Origin of the sequence: Hoeflea sp. Naph1 (genome assembly GCF_046837775.1) — a bacterium.
Classification (GTDB): Bacteria; Pseudomonadota; Alphaproteobacteria; order Rhizobiales; family Rhizobiaceae; genus Hoeflea.
The window spans coordinates 1,965,345-1,985,555 of sequence record NZ_CP177286.1 but is presented as its reverse complement, the minus strand read 5'-3'; the positions used below and the strand labels follow the sequence as shown (position 1 = coordinate 1,985,555).

The 20,211-nt window shown below is 60.0% G+C and carries 20 protein-coding genes; 6 read left to right on the top strand and 14 right to left on the bottom strand.

Annotation, left to right across the window (positions count from 1 at the left end; translation table 11 throughout):
* Window positions 1–38 precede the first annotated feature (38 nt).
* From uraH to ACK6D9_RS09400, 5 genes are all read right to left on the bottom strand, one after another.
* The gene (uraH, locus tag ACK6D9_RS09420; RefSeq protein WP_412051466.1) at window positions 39–413 is read right to left on the bottom strand and encodes a hydroxyisourate hydrolase; all 375 of its coding nucleotides are present in this window, start codon (window positions 411–413) and stop codon (window positions 39–41) included.
* 23 nt (window positions 414–436) lie between these two features.
* Window positions 437–928: an ureidoglycolate lyase gene (locus ACK6D9_RS09415; protein WP_412051465.1), complete on the bottom strand. Its 492-nt coding sequence runs from the start codon at window positions 926–928 to the stop codon at window positions 437–439.
* 6 nt (window positions 929–934) lie between these two features.
* Complete coding sequence (uraD, locus tag ACK6D9_RS09410) at window positions 935–1,432, bottom strand: 2-oxo-4-hydroxy-4-carboxy-5-ureidoimidazoline decarboxylase (protein ID WP_412051464.1); 498 nt, start codon at window positions 1,430–1,432, stop codon at window positions 935–937.
* The gene (gene puuE / locus ACK6D9_RS09405) at window positions 1,429–2,352 is read right to left on the bottom strand and encodes an allantoinase PuuE (RefSeq protein WP_412051463.1); all 924 of its coding nucleotides are present in this window, start codon (window positions 2,350–2,352) and stop codon (window positions 1,429–1,431) included. Before puuE ends, uraD begins: the two co-directional genes overlap by 4 nt.
* Before the next feature lie 141 nt (window positions 2,353–2,493).
* Window positions 2,494–3,660 carry an NAD(P)/FAD-dependent oxidoreductase gene (locus tag ACK6D9_RS09400; RefSeq protein ID WP_412051462.1) on the bottom strand — a complete coding sequence of 389 codons (1,167 nt, stop codon included), beginning with the start codon at window positions 3,658–3,660 and terminating at the stop codon, window positions 2,494–2,496.
* On the opposite strand from ACK6D9_RS09400, the gene mnmD reads away from it, so the two are divergent.
* Window positions 3,659–4,393: a tRNA (5-methylaminomethyl-2-thiouridine)(34)-methyltransferase MnmD gene (gene mnmD / locus ACK6D9_RS09395; RefSeq protein ID WP_412051461.1), complete on the top strand. Its 735-nt coding sequence runs from the start codon at window positions 3,659–3,661 to the stop codon at window positions 4,391–4,393. The genes ACK6D9_RS09400 and mnmD overlap by 2 nt on opposite strands.
* A gap of 19 nt (window positions 4,394–4,412) precedes the next feature.
* Here mnmD and ACK6D9_RS09390 read toward each other — a convergent pair whose 3' ends face one another.
* Window positions 4,413–8,450 (bottom strand): PAS-domain containing protein, encoded by a 4,038-nt coding sequence (locus tag ACK6D9_RS09390; RefSeq protein WP_412051460.1) that lies wholly within the window; start codon window positions 8,448–8,450, stop codon window positions 4,413–4,415.
* Between the two features lie 235 nt (window positions 8,451–8,685).
* Between ACK6D9_RS09390 and ACK6D9_RS09385 the strand changes: the two genes are divergently transcribed.
* On the top strand, window positions 8,686–10,284 hold the full coding sequence (locus tag ACK6D9_RS09385) for a trimethylamine methyltransferase family protein (protein WP_412051459.1): 1,599 nt from the start codon (window positions 8,686–8,688) through the stop codon (window positions 10,282–10,284).
* Here ACK6D9_RS09385 and ACK6D9_RS09380 read toward each other — a convergent pair whose 3' ends face one another.
* Complete coding sequence (locus tag ACK6D9_RS09380; protein ID WP_412051458.1) at window positions 10,285–11,172, bottom strand: DMT family transporter; 888 nt, start codon at window positions 11,170–11,172, stop codon at window positions 10,285–10,287.
* A 385-nt stretch (window positions 11,173–11,557) separates the two neighbouring features.
* Between ACK6D9_RS09380 and ACK6D9_RS09375 the strand changes: the two genes are divergently transcribed.
* The 4 genes from ACK6D9_RS09375 to ACK6D9_RS09360 are packed head-to-tail and all read left to right on the top strand — an operon-like array spanning window position 11,558 to window position 15,469.
* The gene (locus tag ACK6D9_RS09375) at window positions 11,558–12,952 is read left to right on the top strand and encodes a circularly permuted type 2 ATP-grasp protein (RefSeq protein WP_322988372.1); all 1,395 of its coding nucleotides are present in this window, start codon (window positions 11,558–11,560) and stop codon (window positions 12,950–12,952) included.
* Window positions 12,953–12,954: 2 nt separating this feature from the next.
* On the top strand, window positions 12,955–13,899 hold the full coding sequence (locus tag ACK6D9_RS09370) for an alpha-E domain-containing protein (protein ID WP_322988358.1): 945 nt from the start codon (window positions 12,955–12,957) through the stop codon (window positions 13,897–13,899).
* 4 nt (window positions 13,900–13,903) lie between these two features.
* Window positions 13,904–14,698 (top strand): transglutaminase family protein, encoded by a 795-nt coding sequence (locus ACK6D9_RS09365; RefSeq protein ID WP_412051457.1) that lies wholly within the window; start codon window positions 13,904–13,906, stop codon window positions 14,696–14,698.
* Between the two features lie 36 nt (window positions 14,699–14,734).
* Window positions 14,735–15,469, top strand: coding sequence for a proteasome-type protease (locus ACK6D9_RS09360; RefSeq protein ID WP_322988360.1), 735 nt, complete (start codon window positions 14,735–14,737; stop codon window positions 15,467–15,469).
* A gap of 2 nt (window positions 15,470–15,471) precedes the next feature.
* On the opposite strand, the gene ureG is transcribed toward ACK6D9_RS09360, so the two are convergent.
* The 7 genes from ureG to ureC all read right to left on the bottom strand — a co-directional run bounded on the left by ureG (window position 15,472) and on the right by ureC (window position 20,147).
* Window positions 15,472–16,104, bottom strand: coding sequence for an urease accessory protein UreG (ureG, locus tag ACK6D9_RS09355; RefSeq protein ID WP_322988361.1), 633 nt, complete (start codon window positions 16,102–16,104; stop codon window positions 15,472–15,474).
* Window positions 16,101–16,760, bottom strand: a complete 660-nt coding sequence (locus ACK6D9_RS09350; protein ID WP_412051456.1) for an urease accessory protein UreF — start codon at window positions 16,758–16,760, stop codon at window positions 16,101–16,103. Before ACK6D9_RS09350 ends, ureG begins: the two co-directional genes overlap by 4 nt.
* Window positions 16,757–16,975 (bottom strand): DUF6434 domain-containing protein, encoded by a 219-nt coding sequence (locus tag ACK6D9_RS09345; protein WP_412051455.1) that lies wholly within the window; start codon window positions 16,973–16,975, stop codon window positions 16,757–16,759. The genes ACK6D9_RS09350 and ACK6D9_RS09345 overlap by 4 nt, the downstream gene beginning before the upstream one ends.
* Window positions 16,968–17,465, bottom strand: a complete 498-nt coding sequence (locus ACK6D9_RS09340; protein WP_412051454.1) for an urease accessory protein UreE — start codon at window positions 17,463–17,465, stop codon at window positions 16,968–16,970. Before ACK6D9_RS09340 ends, ACK6D9_RS09345 begins: the two co-directional genes overlap by 8 nt.
* A 111-nt stretch (window positions 17,466–17,576) precedes the next feature.
* Window positions 17,577–17,753, bottom strand: a complete 177-nt coding sequence (locus ACK6D9_RS09335) for a hypothetical protein (protein WP_412051453.1) — start codon at window positions 17,751–17,753, stop codon at window positions 17,577–17,579.
* A 143-nt stretch (window positions 17,754–17,896) separates the two neighbouring features.
* Window positions 17,897–18,346, bottom strand: a complete 450-nt coding sequence (locus ACK6D9_RS09330) for a host attachment protein (RefSeq protein ID WP_412051452.1) — start codon at window positions 18,344–18,346, stop codon at window positions 17,897–17,899.
* 88 nt (window positions 18,347–18,434) lie between these two features.
* The gene (gene ureC / locus ACK6D9_RS09325) at window positions 18,435–20,147 is read right to left on the bottom strand and encodes an urease subunit alpha (RefSeq protein ID WP_412051451.1); all 1,713 of its coding nucleotides are present in this window, start codon (window positions 20,145–20,147) and stop codon (window positions 18,435–18,437) included.
* Window positions 20,148–20,211: the final 64 nt, after the last annotated feature.

Below are 20,211 nucleotides of genomic sequence, written 5' to 3'. Positions count from 1 at the left end.
CATTGCGTCCGGCACGGGCCGTCAGTTGGCTGCCATCTTCAACTGCCGCGATAGGTTGAATAGCCGTAAGCCGAGATCAACAGCGGCACGTGATAATGGGCACTGGTGTCGGCAATGCCGAAACGGATCGGGATCACGTCGAGAAATGCCGGATTTGGCAACTCTTCCCCCACCGAGCGCAAATAATCACCGGCGTGAAAAATCAGCTCGTAGACTCCACTCGTCAATTCGCCAGCGCACAGAACCGGGCCATCGACGCGTCCGTCGGAATTGGTCTGCACGGTCTTGACGTGGCGTCGATCCAGTCCGTCAATCTGAACGAGTTCGATAACCATATGGGCGGCAGGACGACCGCGCGCGGTGTCGAGAACGTGGGTTGTCAGGCGTCCGGTTGCGAGCGGTTGAGCGGGCATGGGCTTCTCCTTCAAAGGGGACTTCAGGGCGCGGTGATTACATAGGGCGCGGGATACCCGATCTCTTCGAGATTGGTGCCGTCGCCTTCTCGGTCCATTACCAGAAAATTACAGGGCTCACCCACCGCGATCAGCGGGTGATGCCAGATATTGCGGGCGTATTGAACACCGACATTGCCCGGCACCCTGAACGCGCGCGGCGGCCCCGGAAGACCATCCTCGTCCTCAGCGACAACCGCAATCCAGGCCCGGTTGGTGACCGGGAAAAACGCCTGGCTGCCAAGCGGGTGGCGTTCCATCATGGTGATCTTGTAGGGAAATACCCGGGGCTGGCCGCGAAACAGCGACAGAATGGTGCGGCCACCCTCTGTTTCTGTGTCAGCCGTGGCGAGCGCATGGAAACGCTCAGTTGTGCCTTCATTGATCATCCGCTTTTCAGCGAGATCGGTGTCCAGCACGGCGCCGAAGGGAGCAAAGGCCTTGTCCGTCAGCGGCTCGAGTGTGAGTTCTTGCATCGGCGATCAGGCCTCCGGCAGGAGAGCGGAGATGCGAAAGCCGGCGATTTTCTCGACTTGCGCACATGCGGTTTCAAACTCGATGGCTGCGTCGTTGCTGACGCGGGTCTCGAAAGCCGCCAGAATGCTGTCCTTGTCGTGCTCCTTGACCGCGATGATGAAGGGAAAGCCGAAATCGCGCATGTAGCGGGTGTTGAGCTCGGTAAAGCGGGCATGTTCGTCGGCACTCAGCCGGTCAAGACCGGCGCCGGCCTGCTCGCTTTTCGATTCCACGGTCAGGTCGCCGGCAATGGCGAGTTTTCCAGCCAGGTCCGGGTGAGCCTGCAGCACGCCCAGCCTCTGGTCGTGGTCGGCGGCGCGGAATTCGGCGCACAAGGCCTCATGCACGGGACCGGCGCGCAATGGCTCGACGATGCGGCCATTGTCGAAAGCCCGCTCCGCAATCCACGGCGAATGCTCGAACACACCGCCAAACCGGCCTACAAACTCATCGCGGTCCATCATTTCGTTTTCTCCGGATGGTGATGGGCGTGCCAGTGATTGGCGATGTCGATACGGCGGGTTACCCAGGCCTTGTCGTGGGAGGCGACATAATCGAGGAACCGCGCCAGTGCTGCGGCACGACCGGGCCGGCCTGCCAGTCGGCAATGCAGGCCGATCGACATCATCTTCGGACTGCCGGCGGCGCCCTCGGCCATCAACACGTCGAATGTATCCTTGAGGTAGGTGAAGAACTGGTCGCCCGAGTTGAAGCCCTGAGGGGTGGCGAACCGCATGTCATTGGCGTCCAGTGTATAGGGCACGATCAGATGCGGGCCCTTGGGGCCATCGACCCAATAGGGCAGTTCATCAGCGTAGGAATCAGCTGAATAGACAAAACCGCCCTCCTCCATGACCAGTTGCAAAGTATTGACGGACGGCTTGCCCTGATAGATGCCGAGTGGTCGCGAACCGGTAACCTCGGTGTGGATGCGGACACATTCGGCTATGTGGTGGCGCTCTTCATCCTCGGAAAAATCCTTGTACTCGAGCCAGCGCAGGCCGTGACTGGCTATCTCCCAGCCGGCTTCCTTCATGGCGGCTACAGCGTCGGGATTGCGCTGCATGGCAGCCGCCACGCCGTACACCGTAACCGGCAGTTTGCGCTCGGTAAACAGTCGCCACAATCGCCAGAAGCCCACGCGCGAGCCATACTCGTAGAGCGATTCCATGTTGGTGTTGCGCTGTCCCGGCCAGGGCTGTGCGCCGACAATTTCCGATAGAAGATTTTCTGAAGCGGGATCGCCATCAAGAATGCAGCTCTCACCGCCCTCTTCGTAATTGACAACGAACTGAACCGCGCAATGGGCACCACCGGGCCATTTAGGGTCAGGCGGGGTGCGCCCGTATCCGATCATGTCACGAGGATAAACTACCTGGGTCATATCTGAATCCGCCTTCATTATGCACGCAACGCTAGCAGCACCTTAGCAAATGTCGAGGCACGGACTTTGAAGAAAATCTTCAAACTGTTCCGGCGATAACGAACATTGCCGACGCTGCAATTGCTTGACTGTATAATCGCATCACCGAGCCTTGCCGAGATGGTGCGCGACGGAAAAACTGTCGGGCATAACGGGGCCGCTGGATCCGGTAATTTCGGCGACCAGGCAGTCGGCCATGCGGTGGGCCACACCGAAGCTGATCTTGAAGCCGCCGGCCATCGCCAGAATCCGCGGGGCACCGGGCACCGGGCCCAGCATCGGGTCGCGACCAATGGCGCGTGGCCGCAAGCCGGCCCACCGCTGCACCACCGGCGCATTCCTGATCAGCGGGCAGAGGCTACGCGCCCGCTTGATCACATCATCCAGCAGCACATCGGTGCCGTGCGGATCATCGAATTCGCGTTCGCTGGTCGAACCGACCGCAACCTGGCCACTGTCATGGGCGATCACATAGATGCCGTCATCGTAAACCAGCGGCAAGTCCGGCGATACGTCGGCATCAAACAGCGCCGCCTGCCCCTTGATCGGGCCACCGAGAGATACCGATGGCTGGCCCGCCGCCGCAGCCAGAAAAGCGAAAGCGTCAACGCCATTGGCCAGTGCAAGATGGCCATAACCGATGGCCGATCCGTCCGAGAGATGGGCGACGCTTTCCTGCCTGTCGACCGAGAGCAGGCCAACGCCGAGGCGAATATCGACATTTGGCACTGTCGCCAGACGCGCAGCCAGAGCCGCAGTCAGGGCCGGCGGCAACAGCCGCGCCGACAGCGTCTCATGAACCAGCCCGTGCGGCGCGGAGATAATATCGGGCCAGTCGTGGTGTTCAGGGCCATGACGGACCTCAAAGCGGAAACCTTCGCCCCAGTTGGCTTTCGCTTCGGCAATCCGTTCAAGTGCTGTAGTCCGCGCCCGTTCGCTGGCCAGAGGCATCAGCCGGCCGACGCGGCGGTAGCCGCAGCTCAGTCCGGTTTCAGCCTCCAGGGTGGCGATTTCACTCTCCAGATCGACAAGCGCGCGAAACTGGAAATCCTTCTTGCCGTTCCAACGCTCAGGGCTGTGCGGCATCAGCGCACCCAGAAACCCGCCGCTGGCGCCTGCACCGACATGGGCGCGCTCAACCAGCAACACCGAGAGGCCAACGCGCGCCGCCTTCAGCGCCAGCCACAGGCCGGTCACGCCGGCGCCGGCGATCAGGAGATCGGGCGCGGGTTGACCGCTGTGCGCCACGCGGCTATCGCCAACCATCATGAGCACACTCCCCGACCCAAATGAGACTAAACTGAACGCCCCAGACCAACTGTCCTGGCGCGAGGGCGATATGCCTTATTCAGAGGAATTTGGCGACTTCTATTATTCCAAGACCGATGGCCGGTCGGAGTGCCGACATGTATTTTTGGCCGGAAACGGACTACCGGAGCGGTTTGCCGGCAGCGATGTGTTCACAATCGGCGAACTCGGTTTTGGCACCGGACTAAACTTCATCGAGACCTGGGCGGCCTGGGAGACAGCCGCATCGGAAGGGGCACGGCTGGAGTTTCACTCCTTCGAACTTCATCTTCTCTCACGCGAAACGATGTTGCGCGCACTTTCCGCCTGGCCAGATCTTGCAGGCCGCAGCCAGCAACTGACCGATGCCTGGCCGCAGCGCCCGGCAGGCGACATTGAGCTGGAGTTTGTCAGCGGAGCAAAAACGGTGCGCCTGCAGATCCATCATGGCATGGCGCTCGAGCGTATGCGTGAAGCCCGGCTGCTGGCCGATGCCTGGTATCTTGACGGTTTTTCCCCCGCACGTAATCCGGACATGTGGTCGGCAGAGCTGCTGGGCGCGGTCGCGCAGAAAACCGCTCCAGGCGGGACGGCGGCGACCTATTCGGCGGCCGGCTGGGTGCGGCGCAACCTGCAGGCGGCAGGCTTTGCCGTTGAAAAACGTCCCGGGCACGTGGGAAAGCGCGATATGAGTGTTGGCCGGATCACCGGCTAAATGGCTCAGACCACCTGGCTCATGCCCGATTGATGCGCGCGGCGATTTCGTCCGGAAGCCATTCGTGGATTTTCGCGTCCAGCTTCTCCGGGCTGATCGGCTTGGAAAGATAATCATCCATGCCCGCTTCCAGACAGCGCTCCTTGTCGCCGGTGAGCGCATGCGCGGTAACACCGATCACCGGGGTGTGGCCAAGTTCGGGGTCGGCGGCCTCGGCTTCGCGGATCGCCTGGGTCGCCTGGTGGCCATTCATCACCGGCATCGAGACATCCATCAGAACCAGCGCCGGACGCATCGTCTTCCACATATCGAAGGCGCTGCCACCATTGTCGACAATCTTGTAACGCACGCCGAGGTCTTCGAGGATCTGGGTGAAGACGATCTGGTTGACCTCATTGTCCTCGGCCACAAGAATATCGATCGATCCCGGAGCGGGCGCCTCCCGAACCGGCGACGCGGTCGAGGCAGGGGCTGCGGGCTTGTTCAATGGGACCGACAGCGAGGCCGACACACTGGCGTCCACAGGTGACGCGGCATCGACCGGCGGCGGCACAGCGGCGGCCTTCGACCGGGGCTGTGCGGCGACCTGCAAGACATCGACAATGGTTTCCAGCAGAAGCGATGATCTGGCCGGTTTCATCAGCGTCGCTTGCACCCCTCCCTGAATGAAGTTCGGCTCGGAGGATCTCACGTCCATCGAGGTCAGCATGATGATCGGCAGCGTGCGCGAACTGTACATCTCGCGGATGGCGCTGGCGGTGGCCAACCCGTCCATATCCGGCATGTGATAATCAAGCACGACGGCATCCACGGCAACACCGAGATCGGCGGCGGCGCGCAGGACATCGATACCCTCCTGCCCCGAAACCGCGGCGCAGGCATCGAACCCCCAGGTCGATAATTGTTCGATCAGGATTTCGCGGTTGACCGCATTGTCATCGATAACGAGGATCCGCGATCCGCTGACGTCGACAGGCGCGATCCGCTCGGGTGTTGCCTTGCGGTCGACTGCCATCGGCAGCTCAACGGTGAACACCGAGCCCTCACCGGGTGTGCTGGTAGCACCGATCTTGCCGCCCATCAGACTGACCAACCGCGAGGTGATGGCCAGGCCGAGTCCGGTTCCCTCGTGACGACGGGTGGAGGAATTGTCGACCTGTGAGAACTTGTCGAACACCGCCTCAAGCTTTTCAGGCGGAATCCCCATGCCTGTGTCCTGGACCTGCAATTTGAAATCAATCATGTCGTCAGCCGCTGAGGAACCGGTCAATTCGATCAGAACGTGACCGGTCTCCGTGAACTTGATGGCGTTGCCGGCAAGGTTGGTGACGACCTGGCGGATACGCCCCATGTCGCCGACAACCTGCGCCGGAAGCCCCGGATCAATCCGGACAATCAACTCGATGTCCTTCTCCGCGGCACGACTGGAAATCAGCGTTGCGACATCTTCGATGGTCTCGCGCAGATCAAACGACGCGGAATCGAGGACCAGTTGCCCGGCATCAATCTTGGAAAAGTCGAGGATATCATTGATGATGGTGAGCAACGCGCTGCCGGATTTGACAATTATGTCGGTAAAGGTGCGCTGTCTGGTGTCCAGCTCGGTGCGGGAAAGCAATTCCGCCATGCCCAGCACACCATTCATCGGGGTGCGAATTTCATGGCTCATATTGGCCAGAAACTCTGACTTGGCACGGTCGGCAATCTCCGCCTTGCCGAGCAGATCCTTGAGTTCGGCTTCGCGGTTCTTGGATTCTGTGATGTCGGTATAGGTGATGATCATCGACTGGTTTGCGGTCGGCTTCGCATCGATCCTGAGCCAACGGTCGCGGGTCGTCTGCCGTTCGAGCGAATGCGCCACCGCCAGTCGATGATTGTCGATTATTTTCGCCTTGGTCGCTTCAGCATTTTCGTCATTGCCGTAATCGCCACGTTCCAGGCAATAATCGAAATATTTTTCCAGAGGCGTTCCCGGTGTCACCAACTCGGGCGGCATCTCGAGCATGCCGAGGAAAGTATCGTTGGCGAACTGGATCTCACTTCCCCGGGTCACAAGCAGCCCCTGGGCCATGGCGCCTGCGGCGCCGCGCAGCAGCTCGCTGGTCCGCTCGATCTCGGCGCGGGCGCATTTGAGCTCTTCTTCCCGCTGCTTGAGTTCGGTGATGTCGAAATAGGAGATCATGCGCTTGCTTTCAGACAACGCACGCACCGAAAAGATAACGGTCTGACCGTCGGCGCGCGCAAACTCGCGCGGCTCGACATAACCCTCGCGAATTTCCGTCATCCGGGCCTGGACATAGTCTTCGAAATTTCTGTCTTCTATTGGATAGACGCCGTTGTGGCGGTTGACATCAATCAACTTGCGGAAAGGTTCGCTGATATAGGCGTCATCCGGTGTGATCTTCCAGATCTCGAAAAAAGCGTCATTAATAAATTCAATATTGAGATCGCGATCAACGACGACGACCCCCATATGCATGGCGTCGATGACGCTTTCGAGGTCGGAACGATGCACCTCGGCGATCCGCCGCGCCTCGAAGATTTCTTCTTCTCGACGTTTACGGTCGCTTACATCAAGCGTCGTGCCCAACAGATATTGTTCTCCACCAGGGTCGGTGAAGACGACCTTGCGGTCAATCAATTGCAGAGATTTTCCACTGCCGGTGCTCAGCTCAACCTCGCGCTCGACAAGTGCCTGACCGTTCATCACCTCTTTATCAGCCTCGCGCAGGGTTTTGCCCTGCTCGCCGAATATGGCCAGATCGTCATTGCCGATCATCTGGTCACGGCTGAATCCCGTCAGTTCGCCATGGGCGCGATTGACGTAAGTATACCGAAAATCCTTGTCCTTGACGAAGCTGGAGACCGGCATTTCGTCGAGGATCGCACGGAACAGCTCGTTCTCCGCGACATGCGTCTGCAGGGCTGCCTCGCGCTCCTTGAGCTCGGTGACGTCGATGCGCAAGCCGAGTATAAAGCCATCGCCGAAGGTGCGGTTGACGATGCGCAACCAGCGCCCGTTGCGAAGCTGCTCCACAGTTGCCTGGCCAAATTGGCGATGAGCGATCAATCGCCGCTCTATCCAGGCCCTATTGGCGTCCGGATCGGTTTCGGCGCGGACTGGGCAGGTTGTCTCAAGCACCGTCTGCAAGGTTGTGCCGACCTGCAGGCTGTAGTCAGGAGCGCTGATCGAGTGCATCGCCGGGTTGACGTAGATCAGAACATCATCGGCATCAAACAGTACGATGCCGACATCGATTTGGTCGAACATCTCATTGAACCGCGCCAGCAGTGAAGTTTCGTCCCGAGGCGCAAGCCTGTCTCCGACCGAAACATCACGCGTGGTATCTTCGCCATATGCTTGCCCACCGTGATTTTCCGCATGGGTCACGTCGGCGCTGCGCAGAACGCCGCCGTGGGGCAATTGCGTCTCCTGCCATGGCCCCTCGGCGAAGGCATAGTGACGGCTTGCAACGATCACATTTCCGTCTGCATCAAGCACCGCAACCGGCTGTGTCATGGTCTCGATTGCCGCATGCAGCAATATATGATGGCCGCGCAGAAAGAGGTCCTGGTCGGGAGGTTTAGGTGCACCTGCCGCCGGCGGCAGGTTCTGGCCCTGCCCGGATTCGAACCGAACCCCGGCGATTGCCTCAAAATGGCCGATAATGAAGGTCTTGCCGCAGACCTGTCGTTTGCGATGAATCCGCACCCGGTAACGCCCGCCCTTTAGCGGGTGCGCAAACAAGGCCACCTGGTCCTTGCCGAATACCAGGCTGCGTCGTTCTTTCTCATCCCGATCGTTCTGCTCGACCGAATCGAAATGCTGATGGCTTTGCTGACCGATCAAGGACGCCGGCTGGCAGTCCCACAGTTTGGCATAGGCCGTATTGACGGCAACATATCGAAGCTCAGAATCCTTGATGAATGCCGGATTCGGATCACTGGCAATTTGGGCGCAGGCGTTTGCCAGCGTTTCATCGCTCTTTATGCTTCCCCCGTCTCCCACTCGTCCGCCCTCGTAGATGTGACCATTGATTTCTTCCAGCGCGCCCACATTGCAGACCGGTCTTAAAGAAAGTGTTAACCATCAATGACAGGATTAAACTGAACGGCTTTTGCGAAACTGATGGGATCACCGCAGCGGGCTTGCCCGATTGGATTGATTCATGGGCGCTCGTCCTGCTTGCGGGAATGACAAACCCGGCTTAGCGTTGAGATCGAAGAAAGAGCAGCTACACCCCGGTTGACTGACCGGTCACCATAACACGAAGCGAACGGGAGCAGCCCGCATGAGCAGCATCGATGATATTTTCCCCGCCGCGATCGAAAACACGGCCGGCGCCCCCGAACGACGCAGACGTGCCGGCGGCGGCCGTGGTGGAGACAGAGGCAAGGGCCGCAAGGCGCCAGTAACCCTGCGCTATCGTTCGATTCTCAATACCCAGCAACCTTCGCTGATCCTGTCGGAGGAAGGCTTGGACGCGATTCACGAAGCCTCGCTCAAGGTGCTCGAGGAAATCGGCATGGATTTCATGCTGGCCGAGGCCCGCGACATGCTCAAGGCCGCTGGCGCCGATGTGAGGCCAGGCAGCGAACGGGTGCGGTTTGATCGCGGCCTGATCATGAGCGTGATCGCCAAGGCCCCCGGCCCGTTTACGCTGCATGCCCGCAACAGCGAACGCAACATCGAGATTGGCGGGCGCAACATTGCCTTTGGCCAGGTTGCCTCCGCCCCCTATTGTTCGGACAAGGATAACGGTCGCCGTACCGGCACCCAGGCCGATTTCCGCAACATGATCAAGCTGGCGCAGAGCTACGACATCATTCACATGACTGGCGGTTATCCGGTCGAGCCAACGGATCTGCACGCCTCGGTCCGCCACCTCGATTGCCTGTCGGACCTGGTCAAGCTCACAGACAAGCCGTTCCATGCCTATTCTCTGGGCAGGGAGCGCAATCTTGATGCACTCGAGATCGCTCGCATCGGCCGCGGCATCAGCGCCGAACAGATGGAAGCCGAGCCATCGCTGTTTACCATCATCAACGCCTCGTCGCCGCTTCGCTACGACGCGCCGATGCTGCAGGGCATCATCGAGATGTCGTCGCGCAATCAGGTGGTGGTGATCACGCCGTTCACTTTGGCCGGCGCGATGGCCCCGGTCACCATTGCCGGCGCGCTGGTTCAGCAAAACGCCGAAGCCCTGGCGGGCATCGCTTTCACGCAAATCGTGCGTGCCGGCGCACCGGTGGTCTATGGAGGGTTCACCTCCAATGTTGACATGAAATCTGGCGCGCCGGCCTTCGGCACGCCTGAATACATGAAAGCCGTGATGGCGGGCGGGCAGCTGGCGCGACGCTACGGGATACCCTACCGGACCTCCAACACCTGCGCTGCCAATACGCTTGACGCCCAGTCTGCCTATGAATCGATGATGTCGCTCTGGGGCGTCATTCAAGGCGGCGGCAATTTCATCATGCACGCGGCGGGTTGGATGGAGGGTGGGCTGACCGCCTCGTTCGAGAAATTCATCCTCGATGTCGACATGCTGCAGATGGTAGCGGAATTTCTCACCCCACTCGACACCAGCGAGGACGCGCTGGCCATGGACGCCATCAGCGAAGTGGGGCCCGGCGGCCATTACTTCGGAACGGCGCATACCCTGTCGCGTTATGAAAGCGCGTTCTACTCGCCAATCCTTTCGGACTGGCGCAATTTCGAGAGCTGGAGCATGGCCGGGCAACCGACTACCTTCGAGCACGCCAACCGGGTCTGGAAGGAAACGCTGGCCAACTTCGAAGCGCCTGCGCTCGATCCGGGGATCGCTGATGAACTCGATGGTTTTGTCAGCCGGCGCAAACGCGAAGGCGGCGTGCCGACGGATTTCTGATCAGGCCACAAGCCTGGTCTTCCTGTTGGTCAGCCAGACCCCGATGACGACGATCACGGTGCCCGCAATCATCGGCAGGGTCGGCTCTTCCGAAAACAGAAACCAGCTTTCAACGGCGACAGCTGGCGGCACCAGATAGGTCAGTGAGGCTGCACGGGAAACCTGGCCACGGCGAATGAGATAGAGCAGCAGCATGATCGACACCAGCGACAGGCCGAACACCGACCAGCCCATGGCGAGAACGAATTCGAGTGTCCAGTCGATCTGCAACGGCTCGCAGAGCAGCGCCAGCGGCATTACCACCAGGAACCCGCCAACATATTGCAAGGTGGCGATCGCCCTCAAATCACCCTCTTGCAGATGGCGTTTCTGGTAAAGAGTGCCGGCCGTCACCGAGATCATGCTGATCACATTGACCAGCAGCGGAACCAGCGCGATCTGCAGCGTGGCAGCATCAAGCGCCAGCAGCCTTGGCAAAATGGCAACAGCCAGGCCGACAAAGCCCAAGAAAACGCCAAGCTTCTGCGGCCCGGTCAACCGCTCGCCGACGATATAGGGCGCGGCCAGGGCCGTCATCAGCGGCTGCAGCGCTGCGATCAGGCCGGAAACCGAAGACGGCACGCCCTGATCGATGGCCCACCAGACGCCGGCCAGATAGACGCCATGCAGAAGCACGCCGGAAAAAACCGCATGCAACCAGCCGCTGCGGGTCGAAGGCCAGACGGCGCGGCTGAGAAGCGTGATCACGGCGAACAGAACAGCAGCCAGCGTAAACCGCAGGCTCAGGAATGTCAGCGGATCGGCGTAGGGACTTGCGTATTTGGCGACGATCCAGCCAGTGGACCAGAGCACGACAAACAGGGCTGGGGCGATGCGGTAGAGGGTCACGAATTGTCCTCATTGGCGTTGGGGCACCGCCAACCAATGACAATTGGCCCGGGCACACTCCAGCGGTTTGAAACCATGCTTCCGGCTTGTCGAAAATCAGGACCGGAATTCGGGCTGTTACCGTCGAGCCAGCACCCTGCCCGTGCAGAACAAGATGGTTGCGCAGCGATAGCTGCGGCGGCTGCGATGCGCAAGCCGGATGACCCGTGGTGACAATCGGCCCGGGTCAGCGACACCGCGCAACTGCGGCCAAACGGCCACACACGCGCGAAAAGTACCCACGCTTTTTCGCCCCCCGCCTATTCTGCATGGTTCTTGCTTTCTTTCCTGTGATGCGATCTTATGAACCTCAAAGGGGAGCACCAAACACGTGCCATTTGATGAAATGCTGTCCAATGAGGCCGAGCCTCGCCCGCCCTACCAACGGTATTTTGACTGGTATTCCGAACAGAAAAATTCCGACCTGATCAAGAAATCGCGGGATGCGGAAAACATTTTCCGGAAAACCGGCATCACGTTCGCTGTTTACGGCAAGGAAGATTCTGCAGAACGGCTGATCCCGTTCGACATCGTGCCGCGGATCATCTCCGGCTCGGAATGGCGCAGGCTGGCCCAGGGTATCGAGCAGCGCGTGGTGGCGCTGAATGCGTTTCTTGACGACATCTACCACAAGCAGGAGATCGTCAAGGCGGGCCGAGTGCCGCGCCAGCTGATCGAAAACAACGCCGCCTTTCTTCCCGAGATGATCGGCTTTCGTCCGCCCGGCGGCGTCTACACCCACATCATCGGCACCGATATCGTGCGTACCGGCGAGAACCAGTTTTACGTGCTCGAGGACAATGCACGGACCCCCTCGGGTGTGTCCTACATGCTCGAAAACCGCGAAACCATGATGCAGATGTTTCCCGAGCTGTTCCACCTCAACAAGGTGCGGCCGGTCGAAAACTATCCGAAACTGTTGCGCCAGAGCCTGGCCGCCGTTGCCCCGCCCGGCTGCAACGGCAAGCCGCGGATTGCGGTGCTGACGCCCGGCATCTTCAATTCGGCGTTTTACGAGCATGCCTATCTCGCCGACCAGATGGGGGTCGAGCTGGTCGAAGGGTCCGATCTCAGGGTGATCAACGGCAAGGTGGCGATGCGGACCACCCAGGGGTTTGAAGCCATTGACGTGCTTTACCGCCGGGTCGATGACGATTATCTGGATCCGATGACGTTCCGCCCCGATTCCAACCTCGGCGTGCCGGGAATCATGGATGTCTACCGCGCCGGCAACATCACCATCGCCAATGCCCCGGGCACCGGCATTGCCGATGACAAGGCAATCTACTCCTACATGCCGGAGATCATCGAGTTCTACACCGGCCGCAAGCCGATCCTCGAAAACGTGCCTACCTATCGCTGCTCCGAGCCGGACACGCTGCAATACGTGCTCGACAATCTGCGCGAACTGGTGGTCAAGGAAGTGCACGGATCGGGCGGCTACGGCATGTTGGTGGGGCCTGCGGCGAGCAAGCGCGAATGCGCCGAGTTCGCCCTCAAACTCAAGGCCCGGCCCGCGAACTACATCGCCCAACCGACGCTGTCGCTGTCGACCGTGCCGATCCTGGTCAAGAAGGGCATCGCCCCGCGGCATGTTGATCTCAGGCCGTTCGTGCTCGTCTCCGACAAGATCCAGATCATCCCCGGAGGGCTGACCCGGGTCGCCATCAAGCAAGGATCGCTGGTTGTCAATTCCAGCCAGGGCGGAGGCACCAAGGACACCTGGGTGCTGGAGGACTGAACATGCTGGGAAGAACCGCAAACGGCCTGTTCTGGATGTTCCGCTACATCGAGCGCGCCGAAAACACTGCCCGCCTGATCGACGCCGGCCTGCGCATGTCGCTGACCAGCCTGCACGACCGCGAAGAGGAATGGGCATCCGTACTCAGAAGCTCGGGCGTGTTTGCGGCTTTCAGCGACAACTACCCGGAAGTGACCAGTGCCAATGCGGTCAATTTCCTGCTGCGCGACAAGGCCAATCCGTCAAGCGTGCTTTCGGCCATTGAATCTGCGCGCAACAACGGTCGCATGGTGCGCACGGCGCTGACTCGGGAAGCCTGGGAAGCGACCAACGAATGCTATCTGGAAATGAAGGATCTGCTGTCGCGCAAGACTGCCGAGGCCGAACTGCCGGGCATAATTGACAAGATCAAGCAGTACACGGGTCTTATCCGTGGTGCCTTCCACGGTACCATGCTGAGAACCGATCGCTACAATTTTTCGCGTATCGGCACCTTTATCGAGCGCGCCGACAACACGGCACGCATTCTAGATGTGAAATATTACCTGCTGCTGCCGGCGGCATCCTATGTCGGCTCGTCGCTCGACAATGTGCAATGGGAAACGATCCTGAGATCGGTCTCGGCGCATCGGGCCTATGGTTGGGTATACGAGGGCAACTACAAGCCCGCCAACATCGCCGATTTCTTGATCCTGAACGGACGCATGCCGCGGTCACTGGCCTATTGTTATGACAAGATTAGCGCCAACCTGTCCTATCTGGAGCGGGAATACGGGAAACGGCATCCCGTGCAGGACACCGCGGCGGCGACGCTGGGGATGCTGCGCGAACACGAAATTCAGGCGATCATGGACCGTGGCCTGCACGAATTTCTTCAGGATTTCATCAGCCAGAACAGCCGGGTTGCTGCCGAGATCGCCAATGCCTACCGGTTCTACCAGGACTGATGACATGCACCTGAAAATTTCCCACGTCACCGATTATGTCTACGCCCATCCGGTCAGCTATGCGCTGCAGCGCTTGCGGCTGACCCCGCGAAACAGCCCGTTGCAAACGGTAAGTTCCTGGACGATGCATGTCGAGGGCGGCCAGGTGGAAGCGCACTATCAGGACCATTTCGACAATGTCGTGGAACTGGTCAGCGCCAGCCGCGACACGTCGGCCATCCGGGTGATCGCCACCGGGGTGGTGGAGACCTTCGACAAGATCGGCGTGCTGGGTCCGCATCACAGCTACATGCCGCTGTGGCTGTACCAGCGTGAATCAGCGCTGACCAAACCCGGCAAGATGATCCGTGACCTCGCCCGCAGCATCGACAAGGGCCCGCCACTGGACCAGTTGCATGCCCTGAAGACGGCGCTGCATCAGGCAATGGATTATGTGCCCGGCGCCACACAGACCCAGACACTGGCCGAGGATGCGCTGGCTTCCGGCAAGGGGGTTTGCCAGGACCATGCACAGGCGTTTGTTGCTTGCGCCCGGGTGATGGGGTTTCCGGCACGCTATGTCTCGGGCTATCTGATGATGGAAGAAACGCCGGATCAGGCCGCGAGCCATGCTTGGGCAGAAGCGCATATTGACGGGCTGGGATGGGTCGGCTTCGATCCGGCCAACGACATGTCGCCCGATGATCGCTATGTCCATGTTGCCTACGGCCTTGACTACAAGGATGCGGCACCGATTTCAGGTATCCGCATCGGTGCCGGTGAAGAACAGCTTGCGGTTCACATAACAGTAGAGCAATAAGACGACTCATCGGCTTGAAGGGCGGATTTTCAGACAATGACTTATTGCGTTGGACTACGCCTCAACACGGGCATGGTATTCATGTCGGACACCCGTACAAATGCGGGCGTCGACAATATCTCCTCGTTTCGCAAGATGTATACCTGGTGCAAGCCGGGTGATCGGCTGATCACGCTGATGTCGGCAGGCAACCTGGCGACCACCCAGACCGTGGTCGGCATGCTGGAAGAGCACATGAAGGCTGCCAGTGACCGTAACCCCGACATCATGGATGTTCCGTCGATGTTTCAGGTGGCCCGGCTGATCGGCGAAACCGTGCGCGACGTGATCAAGTCGGCATCCGATGGCGGTCTTCAGAGCGAAGCCTCGTTCAGTGCCACCTTCATTGTCGGTGGCCAGATTGCCGGCGGCGAAATGCGGATGTTCCTGATCTATCCGGAAGGCAATTTCATCGAGGCCACCGATGATAACCCGTTCTTCCAGGTCGGCGAGCACAAATACGGCAAGCCCATTCTCGTGCGTGCTCTCGATCTCGACATGAGCTTTGAGAAGGCGGCCAAGCTGCTTTATGTCTCGTTCGATTCAACGCTGAAATCCAACCTATCGGTCGGACTACCGCTGGATCTGCAGTTTTACGAACGCGACAGTCTCAACAAGGGCTACGAGAAGCGGATTGAGGCCAACGATCCTTATTACCGGGAAATCTCGGAGGGGTGGTCAGACGCGCTGCGCTCGGCCTTCGACAGCCTGCCGGATTTCCAGCGGGACTGAATTCATTCGGCGACCGCGCGGCGAACAAGCCCGCCGGTCTCCTCAATGAAGGCCACCACGGCATCAACACCGGCGCCGCGGCGCATGTCGGTGAACAAATAGGGCCGCCCTGCCCGGCCGACACCCGCGTCACGCTCCATGACCTCGAGATCGGCGCCGACATGGGGCGCCAGATCCATTTTGTTGATCAGCAACAGATCCGAGCGGGTGATCGCCGGGCCACCTTTGCGCGGGATATCCTCGCCCTGGCACACCGAAATCACATAGATCGTCAGGTCGGCAAGATCCGGCGAGAAGGTGGCGGCGAGATTGTCACCGCCGGATTCGATGAAAATCACATCCAGATCCGGATGTTGCTGATTGAGCGCGTCGATAGCGCGCAGATTGAGCGAAGCGTCCTCGCGGATCGCCGTGTGCGGGCAGCCCCCGGTTTCAACGCCTACCACCCGATCGGACGGCAACGCCTGCATCCGAACCAGCGCCTCGGCGTCTTCGCGGGTGTAAATGTCGTTGGTGATGACAGCCAGCGAGTAGCGCGCGCGCATCGCCTGGCACAATTGCGCGGTCAGCGCCGTCTTGCCCGAGCCGACGGGACCGCCGATGCCGATGCGCAGAGGGCCATTGGATGAGGTCATGACAGGAACAGCCGTGGTTGCAGGGTTTCGTGGTTCATGGAGGCGATGTCGGCGATGAACGCCGCCCCGCCAAGATCGTCCAGTGTCGCCACAGCGGCACGTTCGGCAGTGCGTTCAATGACGGGTTCGAGGCTGGCAAGAGCCTCAGCGGCGCCTTCCTGGCCGACAATCGACAGTCTTATGGCGCATTGCAACTGGTTGGAGACGAAGGCGTGCAGATAGGCGCTTACGGTCAGTTGCAGGTCAATCCGCTCAAGCCCAGCCGCCACGCCAACAACCACCGGCAGCGGAGTCACCCCGTCGGGCATGGCGCCGCGCTCCACCCAATGGGAGACAGCCTGAATGAAGGATGTGCCCTGATTGATCGTCTCATTGTACCGCTCCAGCCCGGCGCATAGCGCCAGGCATAGCTCGGACACTTCTCTGACCGCCTGTCGATCACCGGCACTGCGATGTGCTTCAACCAGAATGACCGTATCGTTCCACAGCGCGCCGTGAGTGATCTGCACGGTAATCCAGTCCGCCAACGTACTAAGATCACGGACGTGGCCGGCGTGAACGGATTGCTCAAGCCCGGCAGAGTAGGCAAAGCCACCGATCGGAAACACTGGTGACAACCAACTCATCAGCCGCAAAAGTGCCTTTGTGTCCGTCATCTCCCGCCCTCGCGGCGCAGCCATTCAGCGACCGCATCGCCCATGGTCGATCCTGCATGCGCCTTCATCCACGCCATGAACGGCCGGTCGAACCTGAAATGACCGCCAATTTCGGAGGTGAAAAAGCGGCGTACGTTCTGCGTGTTGCGGTAGCCTGGATCAATCACGGTCTCGCTGGTGATCGGATCGCAGTGCCAGTCGCGCCTGTCAGTCATGACGATGCCTGTGCGAATGAGCATCGCTGTCATCATGATGATGGTCTGCATGAGCGCCACCATAGGCGCCGCCTTCAGGGTCGAACGGCGCATCTATATCAACGACACTGGCGCCGAGCCCGATGAGCATGTCGCGGATGACGTGGTCGCGCCGGAGCCGGATCGATTCCTCGGTAATTTCCGCTGCCAGATGACGGTTGCCGATCTGCCAGGCCAATGTCAGCAGGTGCCGTGGGTCGCGGGCGCGGACTTCCATCAACGCTTCGGATTTGGCACACACCTCGATGATGCGGCCATCGTCAAGCACCAGGCCATCGCCATGACGCAGCAGCCGGGCTTCGGGAAGATCGAGCAGGAAGGCAATGGTCGCGCCGTTTGCCAGCCGGTCGGAGACCATGCGCATCCGCCTGCGATGTCGCGCCGTTTCATCAAGCGTGATGGTGGCGACCGGATCGTGGAAATGGCGGATGACGGAAGAGCAGGTCGACATCAGCACGACCTGTCGTCTGAGCTACGGCCAAGCTTTGGCACCACCAGATGCCGGGAAGCCATCTTCGTCAGCGGAGATGTTAGCGCCCGGCCGTGTAATGTAACGCCAGTGCTAGAGGCGGTTCGCAGCGGCGCGGATAGCTGCGGCGCGGGTGGTGCCGCGGGCGCGGAATGCTGATTCCGGCGTCTTGTAGAGAATGTCGACCTCGCGCGCGACCGAAATGGACGTAGCAACACCGTCGATTGCGCGACCGATCGTGGTGAAAACGGAATGATAATTGTGGGCCATGACGTTTGTCCTGAACATTGGATCAAATTCAATATAAGCCTCATACCGCAGTGCACAATAACCTGAAACAATCACCAGCCATGCGCTAGTCGCATGGCTGGTGATTCCTGTTCAGATGGCCCGTTGTGTGGCCTTGCGCGCTTCTATTCAAAGAGCAGTTTTTCAATTTCAGGAATAGGATGCCTGGTGAGATCCTTGTTCAACTCGGAGATGATCCGGTCGGTGGCGGAACGCGACAATGACTTGCGCAATTCTCCAATGACAACGGCGGGCGCAACAAGGACCAGTTGTTCGAAACGGTCGGCAAGAGCACTTTTCTCAAGAACCGATGCAATTTCGCGGGCAAATTCATGCTTGGCCAGACGATGCCAGTCGGTATCCTGCACGGCGCTACGATGGGCATTACCGGCACCATCGGTCAAGCGCCCCGGGCGATCCCTCCCCTGAGCGGCGGTTTTCGGGTTTGGCTGCTCAAAGGCATTGAACACTTGCAGCGCCGGATTATTCGGTGTGCCAGTGTTTTCCAGAAACAACGCTTTCTCGCCATCTGCAACCACAACCCAACCCTTGTGCCTCAATCTGATTCCGGACATTGAATTCTCCATCCTGCATTACTGGAAGCCCATCCAACCGCATTTTGCGGCCTTGTGGCTTGACCGGGATCAATGCTGACAAAAGATATCAAAACAGGAAATACCTTTGTGCCATCGGCAGTTCGGTCGCCGGTTCACACGTTAGAAGTTCACCATCAGCGCGGACTTCGTAGGTTTCCGGATCGACTTCGATATGCGGCAGGGCATTGTTGAGTTGCATTGATGCCTTGGAGATGCCGCCGCGGGTGTTTTCAACCGCGCACATCTGCTTGGCGGTGCCGAGCTTGTGGGCCAGCCCGTCCTCGATTGCTGCCTGGCTGACGAAGGTGACCGACGAGTTGGTTCGCGCCTTGCCGAAAGCACCGAACATCATCCGGTAGTGCACCGGCTGCGGGGTCGGGATCGAGGCATTGGGATCACCCATCGGTGCCGCAGCGATCATGCCGCCAAGCAGCACCATATCGGGTTTGACGCCGAAAAAGGCCGGGTTCCACAGCACAAGATCGGCGCGTTTGCCGACCTCGATCGAGCCGATATGGCCAGACAGGCCTTGGGCGATGGCCGGGTTGATGGTGTATTTGGCGATATAGCGCCGGACTCTGAGATTGTCGTTATCTCCGGTCTCGCCGGGCAGAGGTCCGCGCTGGCGTTTCATCTTGTCGGCGGTCTGCCATGTGCGGATGATCACCTCGCCGACGCGGCCCATGGCCTGACTGTCCGAGGCAATGATCGAAAACGCGCCGATATCGTGCAGGATATCCTCGGCGGCGATGGTCTCCTTGCGGATCCGGCTTTCGGCAAAGGCGATGTCCTCAGGAATCGAGGCATCGAGATGGTGGCAGACCATCAGCATGTCGAGGTGCTCGGCGATGGTGTTGACGGTGTAGGGTCGGGTCGGGTTGGTCGAAGACGGGATCACGTTGGTGAGCCCGCAAACCTTGATGATATCGGGGGCGTGACCGCCGCCCGCACCTTCGGTGTGAAAGGCGTGAATTGTCCGGCCCTTGAGTGCGTCCACCGTGCTTTCGACAAAACCGCTTTCGTTGAGCGTGTCGGTGTGGATCATCACCTGGACATCAAACTGATCGGCCACGGTGAGGCAATTGTCGATGGCCGCCGGCGTCGTGCCCCAATCCTCGTGCAGCTTGAGCGCACAAGCGCCACCGAGGATCATTTCTTCCAGCGCACCGGGCAGCGAGGCGTTGCCCTTGCCGGCGAAAGCCAGGTTCATCGGGAAGGCGTCGGCGCTTTCAATCATCCGGGCGAGATGCCAGGGGCCGGGGGTGCACGTGGTTGCCAGCGTGCCGTGGGCTGGCCCGGTACCGCCGCCGAGCATGGTGGTCAGCCCGCTCATCAGCGCTTCCTCGATCTGCTGCGGGCAGATGAAGTGAATATGGCTGTCAAAGCCGCCGGCGGTGACGATCTTGCCTTCGCCGGCGATGATCTCGGTGCCGGGCCCGATGATGATATCGACGCCGGGCTGGGTGTCGGGATTGCCGGCCTTGCCGATGGCGGCAATGCGTCCGTCACGAAGCCCGATATCGGCCTTGAAGATACCGGTGTAATCGACCACCAGCGCATTGGTAATGACAGTGTCGACCGCGCCATCGGCCCGGGTGACCTGGGACTGGCCCATGCCGTCGCGGATCACCTTGCCGCCGCCGAACTTGACCTCTTCGCCATAGGTGGTGAAATCGCGTTCCACCTCGATGAACAACTCTGTGTCTGCTAGCCGCACCTTGTCGCCCACGGTGGGGCCGTACATGGCGGCATAGGCGGCGCGGGAGATGCTGGCGGGCATGGTTGGTTCCTCAGGGCGTTCACAGTGGACACTCAGTGCAAAGCAAATACCGGGCCACAAGAGC

Bases quoted from the DNA above. Each gene is read 5' to 3' on its own strand.
- uraH (WP_412051466.1), bottom strand. From the start codon at position 413: ATGCCCGCTCAACCGCTCGCAACCGGACGCCTGACAACCCACGTTCTC.
- ACK6D9_RS09415 (WP_412051465.1), bottom strand. From the start codon at position 928: ATGCAAGAACTCACACTCGAGCCGCTGACGGACAAGGCCTTTGCTCCC.
- uraD (WP_412051464.1), bottom strand. From the start codon at position 1,432: ATGATGGACCGCGATGAGTTTGTAGGCCGGTTTGGCGGTGTGTTCGAG.
- puuE (WP_412051463.1), bottom strand. From the start codon at position 2,352: ATGACCCAGGTAGTTTATCCTCGTGACATGATCGGATACGGGCGCACC.
- mnmD (WP_412051461.1), top strand. From the start codon at position 3,659: ATGAGCACACTCCCCGACCCAAATGAGACTAAACTGAACGCCCCAGAC.
- ACK6D9_RS09400 (WP_412051462.1), bottom strand. From the start codon at position 3,660: ATGATGGTTGGCGATAGCCGCGTGGCGCACAGCGGTCAACCCGCGCCC.
- ACK6D9_RS09385 (WP_412051459.1), top strand. From the start codon at position 8,686: ATGAGCAGCATCGATGATATTTTCCCCGCCGCGATCGAAAACACGGCC.
- ACK6D9_RS09375 (WP_322988372.1), top strand. From the start codon at position 11,558: ATGCTGTCCAATGAGGCCGAGCCTCGCCCGCCCTACCAACGGTATTTT.
- ACK6D9_RS09370 (WP_322988358.1), top strand. From the start codon at position 12,955: ATGCTGGGAAGAACCGCAAACGGCCTGTTCTGGATGTTCCGCTACATC.
- ACK6D9_RS09365 (WP_412051457.1), top strand. From the start codon at position 13,904: ATGCACCTGAAAATTTCCCACGTCACCGATTATGTCTACGCCCATCCG.
- ACK6D9_RS09360 (WP_322988360.1), top strand. From the start codon at position 14,735: ATGACTTATTGCGTTGGACTACGCCTCAACACGGGCATGGTATTCATG.
- ureG (WP_322988361.1), bottom strand. From the start codon at position 16,104: ATGACCTCATCCAATGGCCCTCTGCGCATCGGCATCGGCGGTCCCGTC.
- ACK6D9_RS09350 (WP_412051456.1), bottom strand. From the start codon at position 16,760: ATGACGGACACAAAGGCACTTTTGCGGCTGATGAGTTGGTTGTCACCA.
- ACK6D9_RS09345 (WP_412051455.1), bottom strand. From the start codon at position 16,975: ATGACTGACAGGCGCGACTGGCACTGCGATCCGATCACCAGCGAGACC.
- ACK6D9_RS09340 (WP_412051454.1), bottom strand. From the start codon at position 17,465: ATGTCGACCTGCTCTTCCGTCATCCGCCATTTCCACGATCCGGTCGCC.
- ACK6D9_RS09335 (WP_412051453.1), bottom strand. From the start codon at position 17,753: ATGGCCCACAATTATCATTCCGTTTTCACCACGATCGGTCGCGCAATC.
- ACK6D9_RS09330 (WP_412051452.1), bottom strand. From the start codon at position 18,346: ATGTCCGGAATCAGATTGAGGCACAAGGGTTGGGTTGTGGTTGCAGAT.
- ureC (WP_412051451.1), bottom strand. From the start codon at position 20,147: ATGCCCGCCAGCATCTCCCGCGCCGCCTATGCCGCCATGTACGGCCCC.